Here is an 11,917-nt window from a genome sequence, read left to right as displayed (position 1 = left end):
GCAAACTCGGGGCAGATCATGGCAACACTCTTCCGGTGGCTTCTCAGGCTCGTCAGCGTGACGATCCTGCTGGGCATCTTCGGCGTCGGCCTGGCCTACTACCTGGCCTCGCGCTCCCTGCCCGATTACGACAAGACGCTGGAGGTCACCGGCACCGCCGGCGACATCGAGATCGTGCGCGACAACGCCGGGGTACCGCATATCTTCGCGCCGGTGGACCGCGACGTTTATTTCGGCCTCGGCTACGCCCATGCGCAGGACCGGCTGTGGCAGATGACCCTGCTGCGCCGCACCGCGCAGGGCCGCCTGTCCGAACTCTTCGGCCGCCGCACCGTCGAGACCGACACGCTGATGCGCCGGCTCGATCTCTACACCCATGCCCGCATGTCGGTGGAGGCGCAGGACGACGAGACCCGCGATGCGCTCGAGGCCTATGCCGCCGGGGTCAACGCGCGGATCGAGGAGATCAACTCCGACAGCCTCGGCCGCGGCGCGCCGGAGTTCTTCCTGTTCAACGCCCCGATCGCGCCCTGGCAACCGGCGGACTCGCTGGCCGTGGTCAAGTTGATGGCGCTGCAGCTCTCGGGACAGTTCCGCGACGAGATCCTGCGCGCCCGTACCTCGCTTGCCCTGCCCGACCCCGAGATGATCCGCGACATCCTGCCCGACATCCCCGGCCCCGGCATCGCCGAACTGCCGGAATACGCCGCGCTCTTCCCCGACAAGCCGCTGCCCCGCTTCGCCGAGGCCAGCCGCCCCGCCCCCGACATGATGCCCGTCGCGCCGCGCGGGCTGGCCGGGGCCTCCAACGCCTGGGCCGCGGCCCCGGACCGCTCGGCAGGCAGCGGCACGCTGCTGGCCAACGATCCGCACCTCGGCTTCACCGCGCCGTCGACCTGGTATCTGGCACGGCTGCAGCTCTCGACCGGCGGCGTGATCGGCGGCACCATTCCCGGCGTGCCCGCGGTGATGCTGGGCCGCTCCGAGCACGTCGCCTGGGGGCTGACCTCCTCCTACCTCGACGACCAGGACCTCTATATCGAGGAGTTGGACCCCGAGAACCCCGAGCGCTACCGCACCCCCGACGGCTACAAGACCTTCCGCACGCGCCGCTCCATCGTCACTATAAAGGGGGCGCCGCCGGTGACGCTGACGCTGCGCTGGACCGACAACGGCCCGGTGCTGCCGCGCAAGGCCTTCGACCTCGACCGGATCACCCCGCAGGGCGACGTGGTCTCGCTCGCCTGGACCGCGCTCGGCGACCGCGACACCTCGATGAGCGCGGCCATCGGCCTGATGACGGCGCAGAGCGTCGATGCGGCGCTGGAGGCCAGCAAGGCCTTCGTCGCACCGTCGCAGATGTTGACGCTGATCGACGATGAGCACATCGCGATGAAGCTGATCGGCGCCATGCCCAAGCGCGATCCGCAGAGCCAGACCCAGGGCCGCATGCCGAGCCCGGGCTGGATCGCCGCCAACCGCTGGCAGGGGATGCTGCCGGACAGCGACAACCCTCTTTTCAAGGATCCCGCGGGCGGCATCCTCGGCAATACCAACAACAAGGTGATCGACCGGCCCTTCCCCCGGCACGTCAGCTTCAACTGGGGCGACAGCCAGCGGGTGATGCGCTGGCAGACGCTGATGCAGGGCCGCGAGGTGCACACCCGCGACAGCTTCATCGAGGCGCAGCTCGATACCGTCTCGCCCGCCGCCCGCACGCTGCTGCCGCTGATCGGCCGCGACCTGTGGTTCACCGGCGAGGCCGCGCCCGAAGGCACGCCGCTGCGCCAGCGCGAGCGCGCGCTCGACCTGCTGGCCGAGTGGAACGGCGAGATGAACGAACACATGCCCGAGCCACTGATCTACGCCGCCTGGCTGCGCGCCCTGCAGGACCGGCTGATCCGCGACGAGATCGGCCCGCTCGCCGACGAGTACACCCATGTCGACCCGCTGTTCATCGAGCGCGTCTTCCGCGACATCGACGGCGCCGGAAAGTGGTGCGACGTGCTGCGCTCGGCGCCCAAGGAGACCTGCACCGACATCGCCCGCATGGCGCTGGACGACGCGCTGGTGTGGATCGGCGAGCGCTACGGCACGCAGCTCGAGAGCCTGCGCTGGGGCGATGCGCACCAGGCGACGCACAAGCACACGGTGCTGGGCGACGTGCCGCTGCTCAACTATTTCGTGAACATTCGCCAGCCCACCTCGGGTGGCGATTTCACCCTGCAGCGCGGCGTCACCGCCGGGTCGGGCCACGACCCCTTCGCCAATGTGCACGGCGCGACCTACCGCGGGGTCTATGATTTCGCCGACCCCGACAGCTCGGTCTTCATCATCGCCACCGGCGAGTCGGGCCACCTGCTGTCGCGCCACTACGACGACATGGGCACGCTCTGGCGGCGCGGCGAATACATCCCGATGTCGCTCGACGAGGGGCTCGCCCGCGCCGCCTCGGTCGGGGTGACACACCTGGTGAAACCGTGAGCGACCCCGCGCGCCTGACCCGCCCCGAGGCGCTGGCGCTGGCGCGGGAGGTTCTGGCCGAGCAGCGCCCCGGCCGCGCCTACGGGCTCGGCTGCCTGAAGAACCTCGACCGGCCGATGCGCGCGCAGGTCTTCTGCGCCGCCCATCCCGACGAGCACCTGGTGGTCAAGGTCTTCGCTCCCGCCTTCGCCGAGCGCGCGCAGGCGCAGGCCGCGCAGCAGCGCAGGGTCGCAGCGCAGATGCAGGCCGGCCCCTGGCGCGCGCCCGAGGTGCTGTTCTTCGACCCGGCGCGGCATGTCCTGGGCATGGCCTATGCACCCGGCCCGAGCCTTGCGGAACTCTGGCCCAACCTTCCCGCCGAAAAACGCGACGTGCCGCTCGAGGCGGCGGGCAGCTGGCTCGCCGCCCTGCACCGCCCGACGCTGCAGAGCCGCAAGCTGCGCCCGCGCGGACAGCTCGACTGGCTGGCGGCGCAGCTTCAGAAGGCACGCAAAGGCGAGGCGGGCTTTCCCGAGCACGAGAAATTCTCCCGCGCCCTCGCAGATCTAGAAGTGCTCTTTCCCGAGGCCCGCGGACAGGCGGCAACCCGCGCCGTCACCCACCGCGACCTGCACCTCGCCAATCTCGTCTGCGCCGAGGGCGCGCTCTGGGGGCTGGATTTCGAGAACGACCAGCCCGACGCCCCCTACCGCGACCTCGTGGCGCTGCTGATCGACGCGCTGGCGTCGGCGCCCGAACCCGACGCCCCGCGCTTTGCCGCCGCTCTCGCGCGCGGCTACGGCGACGAGATCACCGCCCCCGTCGCCCGGCTCTTTGCGCAGCGCGCCTATGCGCTCGGAAGCTGGGCGCGCACCCCCGCGGAACCCTCCACGCGCCAGCGCGCGCGGTTGCAGGCGGCGAAGATGATCCTCGCCGCCGACAAACCTCTGTTCTAGGGAAAACGTCCCTCGAAGGACGTGCCACCTCTCTTCGAGGAGAGCTGCCTTACACCGTCTCGAACTGCGCGCGGTCCTTGGCGGTCCAGCGCAGGTGCAGAAGGTAGCCGTCTTCGTCCTGCTCCTCGGACTGCACGAGCCCCTTCTGGAACAGCCACGCCCGGCGCCGCCCCTCGTCGAAGCCGAGCCGCACGTCCTCGTCCACCGAGGCGCCCTGCAGCTTCTCGGTCACCGCCTCGAGCAGCCCGTCGAGTCCCTCGCCGGTCATCGCCGAGACCGCGAAGATGCCCTCGTCGCGCGAGGCGCGGGCAATCGCCGCGTCGCGGTCCTCCGGCTCGAGCCGGTCGATCTTGTTCCAGACCTCGATCTGCGAGACCTCCTCGCTCACCCCGAGCGAGCGCAGGATGGCGTAGACGTCCTCGGCCTGCTCCATGGTGCCCGGATGCGAGATGTCCCGCACGTGCAGCACGATGTCGGCGGCCAGCACCTCTTCGAGCGTGGCGCGGAAGGCCGCGACCAGCTCGGTCGGCAGGTCGGAGATAAAGCCCACCGTGTCCGACAGGATCACGTCGATCCCGGTCGGCAGCTTCACCGCGCGCATGGTCGGGTCGAGCGTGGCGAAGAGCATGTCCTTGGCCATCACGTCGGCGCCGGTCAGCCGGTTAAAGATCGTCGATTTTCCGGCGTTGGTGTAGCCTACCAATGCCACGATCGGATAGGGCACCTTGGCGCGCGCCTTGCGGTGCAGGGCGCGGGTCTTCACCACCTTGTCGAGCTGCCGGCGCAGACGCACAAGCTGCTCGTCGATGGCGCGGCGGTCGGCCTCGATCTGTGTTTCGCCAGGGCCGCCGACGAAGCCGAGCCCGCCCCTTTGCCGTTCGAGGTGGGTCCAGGCCCGCACCAGGCGGGTGCGCTGGTAGCTCAGCGCCGCCATCTCGACCTGCAGGACACCCTCGCGGGTGGCGGCGCGGTCCGAGAAGATCTCGAGGATCAGCCCGGTCCGGTCGAGCAGCTTCACCTTCCACTCTTTTTCGAGGTTGCGTTGCTGCACCGGCGTGACGGGGCCGTCGACGAGCACAAGCTCGACCTCGGCCTCCTTCAGCCGCTCCTTCAGCTCGGCGATCTTGCCGGAGCCGAAAAGCGTGCCGGGGTGTGGGTCGCGTAGCGGCACGACCTCGTTCCCCACGACCTCGAGATCGGGGAGAGCGGCGGCCAGGGCCACACCTTCTTCAAGCGCCATCTCCGCATCGCGGCGATCACGGTCTGATTTGATATCGGGGTGCAGGACCCAGGCGCGGGTCACATGCGGATCATGTTCGTTCAAGCGTTATCGTCGCCGTCGTAAAGGTTGATCGGCTGCGACGGCATGATGGTCGAGATCGCGTGTTTGTACACGAGCTGCGACTGACCGTCGCGGCGGAGGAGAACGCAAAAATTGTCAAACCAGGTGATGACACCCTGCAATTTAACACCGTTGATCAGGAAAACCGTAACCGGAACCTTGGTTTTCCGAACATGGTTAAGAAATGCGTCCTGTAGATTTTGTCTGTCCGAAGCCATTAATTTAGCCTTTTTTTCTTGCTGGTGCCGTTCTCAGGCGCTCCCTCGTTCCGGGCGAGTATGTATTGCAAGTGGCGGAACTTCCAGAGCAAAAATATCACCCCCGCGGCATCCCCCGCACAGGCCGGCGGATCGGGCCTGAAACAGGGGTCAATCGCGCCAGATGTCCGGTGTGAGCAGCACGATGATGCCCAGCACTTCCAGGCGCCCGAGCACCATGGCGGCCACGAAGAGCCCCTTGGCGGCGTCCCCCATCTCGCTGAGCGGAATCGGCTGCTCGGCGGCGGCGCGGATCAGCGGGCCGCAGTTGGTCAGCGCCGCGACCGTGGTGACCATGGCGTTCTCGAAATCCAGCCCCGAGAGGGCGAAGAGCAGCGAGAAGACCGCGATGGTCATGGCGAAGAGCATGAAGAACACCCAGGCAACAAAGGCGCCCTGCCGGCGGATGCGCCGCGCCATGACCCCGGAGCGGCCGAGCGAATGCGGGTGCACCAAACGTTCCATTTCGCGCACGCCGGCGAGGTAGAGCGCGTAGATGCGCAGCAGTTTCACCCCGCCCGCCGTGGTCGCCACGCCGCCGCCCATGATCGCCAGCCCCATGAGAATCACGCCCGGCGTCTGCAGCCCCGACCAGCCCCGCACCGCGCCCCAGTCGGCGCTCTGGAAGCCGGTGGTCGACAGGAAGGACAGCGCGGTGAACAGCCCGCCCCAGAGCGAGCGCAGCCCGGCGGCAAGGTTGGTCTCGGCGCCAATGTCGAACGAGGCGATCCAGTGCCGCAGGAACAGCGCCGCGGGCAGCAGGAAGACGATCAGCAGCCCCATGCGGAACTCCGGGTCGTTGCGCAGCTTCGAGCCCGTGAGCCCCTTGGTGTCGCCCGAGAAGGTCAGCCGCGACAGGGCGAAGAACAGGAACAGGAAGATGATCATCTCGCCCGCCATGCCGCTCTGCGCGCCCTGCGGGCCGCCGATGGGAGAAATCCCCGAGGTCGAGAGCGTCGACATGGCGTGGCTTAGCGCCACCAGCGGCTGGTCGCCGGACATCAGCAGCATGATCCAGAGCGCCATGGTCAGACCGACGTAGATCGGCGCCAGTACCCGCGCCGAGGCGGCCAGCCGCAGCGCCGGGTCCGTCACGTCGCGCCGCGCCGCGCCCGCGTCCACGCTCTGCCCCGGCTCGCCCGAGGCGGTGACCTCGAAGCCGCCAAGGGTCAGCGGCGCCAGCAGTGCCGCCGAGCTGACCCAGATCAGCAGCCCGCCCATCCAGCCGACCTGCGCCCGCCACAGGTGCTCGGCGGCCGAAAGCCGCTCGGGGGCGAAAAGCGTGGCGCCGGTGGTGGTGAGGCTCGAGACCATCTCGACGTAGGCATTGAGGAAACTGGTGGTCCGCACCGCCTCGTGAAAGGGCACGGCGAGCATGGCGGGCAGCAGCAGGAAGGTCGCGAGCAGCGCCAGAAGCTGGCGCGGCGCCGAGCGGTAATGCGGCCGGGTCGCCTGGGCGATGCCGATCAGCGTGGTGAGCACCAGCCCGACCACCGCCGCGTAGAAGAAGCTGCGCGCGTCGTGGAACTCCTCGTGCGCCAGCGCCACCGCGGCGGGCGCGATCATCGAGGCGCTGGCGATGCCCGCCAGCAGGATCAGAAGGGGCGTGCGGCTGAGCGCGATCATGGATCAGAAGAAATCGATGGAGACCTGCAGGAGCCGTTCGACCTCCGGCACGTCCTTGGCCAGCGCGAACATGACGATGCGGTCGCCCTCCTCGATGCGCAGATCGCCGCGGATCTTGACCACCTCGCCGTCCTTCATCACCGCGCCGACGAGCACGCCCTCGGGAAAGTCGATCTCGCGGATCACCCGCCCGGCAATGGACGAGGTCGAGAGCACCTCGGCCTCGATCACCTCGGCCTCGGCGTCGCCGATCGAGTAGACCGAGCGCACCCGGCCGTGGCGGATGTGGCGCAGGATCGAGCTGACGGTGGTGGCGCGCGGGTTGATGTGGGCGTCGACGCCCATCGGCTTCATCAGCGGCACCAGCGTGGGATCGTTGATCAGCGCGATGGCCATGGGGCAGCCCTCGGCCTTGGCACGCACGGCGGCCAGCAGGTTGGTCTTTTCGTCGTCGGTCACGCAGAGCACCGCATCGGCGCGGCCGATGCCCGCCTCGCGCAGCAGCGCCGTGTCGAGCGCGTCGCCATGCAGCACGATGGTGCGCTCCAGCGCGTCTGCGGCGCGCTCGGCGGCGCCGCGGTCCTTCTCGATCACCTTGGCGCGGATGCGCTCGGCGCGGCTTTCCAGCGCGCGCGCCACCGCGAGGCCGACGTTGCCGCCGCCGAGCACGACGATGCGCTCCTGCTTGCGCAGCGCCTTGCCGAAGATCTCCAGCGTGCGCTGGATGTCATCGGCGTGCACCAGCACGTAGCAGGCGTCGCCGGCAAAGATCTGGTCACGCGGCTCGGGCGCGAAGAGCGTGCCCTCGCGGCGGATGCCCACCACCACCGAGCGCAGCGTCGAGAACAGGTCCGAGAGCTGCCGCAGCGGCGTGTTGATGATCGGGCAATGCTCGTCGATGGTCAGGCCCAGCAGCTGTGCCCCGCCCTCGAGGAAACGTTCGGTGTCGAAGGCGGCGGGGGCCGAGAGGCGTTGCAGCGCGGCCTCGGCGACCTCCTTCTCGGGCGAGATCACCACGTCGATCGGCAGGTGGTCGCGGCGGTAGAGGTCGGAGTAGATCGCCGTCAGGTAGCTCTGCGAGCGCAGGCGGGCGATCTTGCGGGGAATGGCAAAGATCGAATGGGCCACCTGGCAGGTGACCATGTTGACCTCGTCCGAATAGGTGGCAGCGATGATCATGTCGGCATCGCGCGCCCCGGCCTTGTCGAGCACGTCGGGATAGGAGGCGAAGCCCGCGATCCCCTGCACGTCGAGCGTGTCTGTCGCCCGCCGCACCAGGTCGGGATTGCTGTCCACCACGGTGACGTCGTTGCGCTCGCCCGAAAGGTGGCGGGCGATCTGCCAGCCGACCTGGCCCGCGCCGCAAATGATGACCTTCATGTCGTCTGCCCAATCTGTTCGCCCGGGGTCCGTTGGACCGGAGTGCGCCCGGCATGACACGCCGGATGCGGACGGTCAATGCGCGGGCGCCCATGGCGGCGCACCCGCCCTGCCCCAGTCCGGCCCTGGGCCGGAACTGTCCCGGATTTTAATCCCTTGTGCGGCGCCCCTCTCAGGACGCCGGGGTCACCTGGTCTTCCTCGACATAGGCGATGCGCCCGCCGGATTTCGCCCCGGTGACCACGCCCAGAGACTTCAGCTTGCGGTGCAGCGCCGAGCGCTCCATGCCGACGAAGGCCGCGGTGCGCGAGATGTTCCCGCCGAACCGGTTGATCTGGGTGAGCAGGTACTCGCGCTCGAAAGCCTCGCGCGCTTCACGCAGCGGCAGGGTCGCCAGCGTGCCCGAGAGCACCACGCGGCCCTCTTCGTCCTCGCCCGCCGGGCCGTCCTGCGGCAGCTCGCGCGCCTCGATCGGGCCGGTGCCGTCGCCGAGGATCAGCACCCGCTCGATCAGGTTCTTCAGTTGCCGCACGTTGCCCGGCCAGATCATCGTCTGCAGCAGCGCAACGGCATCGTCGGAGAGATCGCGCAGCGGAAGGCCCTGGCTGCGGTTGAAGCTTTCGATGAAGTGCCGCGCCAGCAGCGGGATGTCCTCGCGCCGGTCCTCGAGCGAGGGCACAGCGATCGGCACCACGTTGAGCCGGTGATAGAGCTCCTGCCGGAAGGTGCCGGCGGCGATCTCGGCCTCGAGGTCGCGGTTGGTCGAGGAGATCACCCGCAGGTCGACGCGCACCTTGTCGGAGCCGCCGACGCGGCTGAAGCTCTGGTCGACCAGCACGCGTAGGATCTTCGACTGGGTGCCGAGCGGCATGTCGGCCACCTCGTCGAAATACACCACACCGCCATGCGCCTGCTCCAGCAGCCCGGGCTCGATGCCGCGGTCGGCGCTTTCGCGGCCGAAGAGCATCTGCTCCATGTTGTCCGGCGCGACGCCGGCGCAGTTGACGGTGACAAAGGGCGCCGCGGCGCGGCCGGAATTGGCGTGGATGTAGCGCGCCGCCACCTCCTTGCCCGAGCCCGCCGGGCCGGTGAGCATCACCCGGCCGTTCGACTTGGTGACCTTGTCGATCTGGCTGACGAGGCCGCGGAACATGGCGCTCTCGCCGATCATCTGCGCGACCTCGGTCTCGCGGCGGCGCAGCTGGCTGTTCTCCCGGCGCAGACGCGAGGTTTCCATCGCGCGGCGGATCACCACCAGCAGCTGGTCGATGTTGAAGGGCTTCTCGATGAAGTCATAGGCGCCCTGCTTGATCGCCGCGACGGCAATCTCGATATTGCCATGGCCCGAGATGATGATGATCGGGATGTCGGGATTGTCGCGCTTGACGGTCTTGAGGATGTCGATCCCGTCCATCTTGCTGTCCTTCAGCCAGATGTCGAGGATCATCAGCGCGGGCGGCTCGGAGTTGACCTCGTTCATCGCCTCGGAAGAGTTGCCCGCCAACCGGGTCGTGTAGCCCTCATCCTCGAGAATGTCCCCGATCAGCTCGCGGATGTCGCGCTCGTCGTCGACGATCAGGATGTCGCTCATGTCTGCCTCTCCAGTTCCGAAATGCTTTTATCCGAAGTCTCCGGCCTGTCGCCGGTTGTGCCGAGCGGCAGGCGGATCACCGCCATGGCCCCGGCATGGGTGGCGCCGCCAAACAGCGGCGCATCCTCGAGCGCCAGCGTTCCGCCGTGCTCCTCGATGATCTTCTTGACGATGGGCAGGCCGAGGCCGGTGCCCTTGTCGCGGGTCGTCACGTAGGGTTCGAACAGCCGCGCCCGGTCCTCGGGCAGCCCGATGCCATTGTCCATGATGCGGATCACCGCGCGCCCGTCCTCTTCAGTCAGGCTGACGCGGATCTCGGGGGAATGGCCCTCCGGGGCGCCCTGCTCGCCGAGGCTCTCGATCGCCTCGCCGGCGTTCTTGATCAGGTTGGTCAGCGCCTGCCCGACCATGGTGGCGTCGAGCTCGGCGGGCATGGCGTGGGCCGGCAGGTCGCTGACGAAGCGGATTGCCGGCTGGCCGGTCTCCTGCAGCAGCACCGCGCCGCGCAGCAGCACCACCACGTCCTCGGGCTTGCGCTCGGGCTCGGGCATGCGGGCGAACTTGCTGAACTCGTCGACGATGCGGCGCAGATCCTCGGTCTGGCGCACGATGACCTCGGTCATCTGCCCCAGCTTCTCGGCATCCGGCGCCTCGAGCTGGCGCGAGAACTTGCGGGTGATGCGCTCGGCCGAAAGCCGGATCGGGGTCAGCGGGTTCTTGATCTCATGCGCGATGCGCCGCGCCACGTCGCCCCAGGCGGCCATCCGTTGCGCGCTGACCAGATCGGTCACGTCGTCGAAGGCCACCACGTAGCCCTCGAGCGCCCCATCCTGCCGCCGCCGCACCGAGAGCCGCACCAGCAGGTGCTCGAGCCGCCCCTCGCGGCTGACCTTGACCTCTTCCTGTGCGGTCTCGAGCCCGGTGTCGCGCAGCCGCTCGTAGAGCGGGCCGAACTCGGGCACCGCCACGGTCAGCGGCACGTCGGCGCGCGGCTCGCGCCAGCCGAGCAGCCGCTCAGCGGGGCGGTTGACGAAGGTCACCTTGCCCTCGGCATCAAGCCCGACCACGCCGGAGGTGATCGACGACAGCACGGAGTCGAACAGCCGCTGGCGGCGCTCGATCTGACGGGTGTTCTCCAGCAGCGTCTCGCGCTGGCCCTTCAGTTGGCGGGTCATCTGGTTAAAGTAGCGGCCGAGCATGGCGATCTCGTCGTCGCCCTCGCCCTCGATCACCTGCACGTCGAGATCGCCCGCGCCGACCCTTTGCGCCGCGCCGGTGAGCCGCCCCACCGGCTTCGCCATGCGCTCGGCGAACCAAAGCCCCAGCCAGACCGCCGCGAGGATCAGCAGCAGCGCGAAACCAAGATAGACCAGCGCGAAGTCGAAGAGCCGGCGTCCGCGCTCGGTCTCCTGCTGCTGGTAGAAGCGCGCGGTCTCCTGCGTCTCGTCGAGCAGGTTCAGAAGATTGCCGTCGACAACGCGGCTGACATAGAGAAACCGGTCGGCGAAGGCCGAGAGCGGCACCAGCGCGCGCAGCTCGTGATTGTCCCAGTCAGGGATCAGCACCAGCCCTTCGGCGCGGGCGCGGGTGAACTGCTCGCGGGTCGGCTCCTCGTAGTAGAACAGGTAGGACCGCTCGCCGCGGGCGCGGATCTCGCCTCCGCCGTCGATCACGTAGGCCTCGCGGAGCCCGCGCTGGATCTGCGCCTGCCCCTGCCCCAGAACCTGCCGAACATCGCCGTCGTCGAGCGCGAAATTGGCCCGGCGCGCACCGTCGATGAAGCGCGCCAGCGCCTGCACGTCCTCGATCAGCCCGACGCGCTGCTCTTCCTCATAGGCCTCGGCGGCGGCCATCGAGGCGCCGACCACGTTCTGCACGCGGCTGGAGAACCAGGTTTCGAGACCGATGTTGATGGTGAGCACGGCAAAGACCGCGACGGTGACCGTGGGCAGCAGCGCCATCAGCGCGAAGAGCCCGGTGAGGCGCAGGTGCAGGCGCGAGCCGGCCGATTGCGCCCGCCGCTCCGAGATCATCCGCACCAGCCGCGCCAGCACCAGCGTGGCGATCAGCAGCACGTAGATCATGTCGGCCAGCAGCACGAGCCGCAGGCTCAGCTGCGTTGCACGCTCGCCGCTGCCGAGGGGGCCCAGCACGAGGAACGTCAGCACCGCGAGCACCGGTCCCAGCAGGACCAGCCCCAGCGTCGCCACGTTCTGAACGCGCCGTTGTCGGCGCAGCCTGTTCATGCGCGCCCAAGTCGTGCTCCGTGCCCGGGTGGCCACAGATTCACCTCACACTGATT

8 protein-coding genes are annotated in these 11,917 nt (G+C 68.8%); 2 read left to right on the top strand and 6 right to left on the bottom strand.

The window, feature by feature from the left end; all coding sequences use genetic code 11:
* The first annotated feature begins 18 nt into the window (after window positions 1–18).
* The gene (locus LC039_RS01795) at window positions 19–2,484 is read left to right on the top strand and encodes a penicillin acylase family protein (RefSeq protein ID WP_226621348.1); all 2,466 of its coding nucleotides are present in this window, start codon (window positions 19–21) and stop codon (window positions 2,482–2,484) included.
* Window positions 2,481–3,419: an aminoglycoside phosphotransferase family protein gene (locus LC039_RS01790; RefSeq protein ID WP_226621347.1), complete on the top strand. Its 939-nt coding sequence runs from the start codon at window positions 2,481–2,483 to the stop codon at window positions 3,417–3,419. The genes LC039_RS01795 and LC039_RS01790 overlap by 4 nt, the downstream gene beginning before the upstream one ends.
* Before the next feature lie 49 nt (window positions 3,420–3,468).
* On the opposite strand, the gene hflX is transcribed toward LC039_RS01790, so the two are convergent.
* The 6 genes from hflX to LC039_RS01760 all read right to left on the bottom strand — a co-directional run bounded on the left by hflX (window position 3,469) and on the right by LC039_RS01760 (window position 11,861).
* Window positions 3,469–4,722, bottom strand: a complete 1,254-nt coding sequence (hflX, locus tag LC039_RS01785) for a GTPase HflX (protein ID WP_226621772.1) — start codon at window positions 4,720–4,722, stop codon at window positions 3,469–3,471.
* A gap of 17 nt (window positions 4,723–4,739) precedes the next feature.
* Window positions 4,740–4,979, bottom strand: a complete 240-nt coding sequence (gene hfq, locus LC039_RS01780) for an RNA chaperone Hfq (RefSeq protein WP_066100377.1) — start codon at window positions 4,977–4,979, stop codon at window positions 4,740–4,742.
* Between the two features lie 150 nt (window positions 4,980–5,129).
* Window positions 5,130–6,644 (bottom strand): TrkH family potassium uptake protein, encoded by a 1,515-nt coding sequence (locus tag LC039_RS01775; RefSeq protein WP_226621346.1) that lies wholly within the window; start codon window positions 6,642–6,644, stop codon window positions 5,130–5,132.
* 3 nt (window positions 6,645–6,647) lie between these two features.
* Complete coding sequence (gene trkA, locus LC039_RS01770) at window positions 6,648–8,024, bottom strand: Trk system potassium transporter TrkA (RefSeq protein WP_226621345.1); 1,377 nt, start codon at window positions 8,022–8,024, stop codon at window positions 6,648–6,650.
* A gap of 172 nt (window positions 8,025–8,196) precedes the next feature.
* Window positions 8,197–9,615, bottom strand: a complete 1,419-nt coding sequence (locus LC039_RS01765; protein WP_226621344.1) for a sigma-54-dependent transcriptional regulator — start codon at window positions 9,613–9,615, stop codon at window positions 8,197–8,199.
* The gene (locus LC039_RS01760; protein WP_226621343.1) at window positions 9,612–11,861 is read right to left on the bottom strand and encodes a sensor histidine kinase NtrY-like; all 2,250 of its coding nucleotides are present in this window, start codon (window positions 11,859–11,861) and stop codon (window positions 9,612–9,614) included. Before LC039_RS01760 ends, LC039_RS01765 begins: the two co-directional genes overlap by 4 nt.
* Between the last annotated feature and the right edge of the window lie 56 nt (window positions 11,862–11,917).

This window comes from Alloyangia pacifica (genome assembly GCF_020524285.1).
In the GTDB taxonomy this organism is placed as follows: Bacteria; Pseudomonadota; Alphaproteobacteria; order Rhodobacterales; family Rhodobacteraceae; genus Salipiger; species Salipiger pacificus_B.
This window is presented reverse-complemented; position numbering and strand designations above follow the sequence as displayed.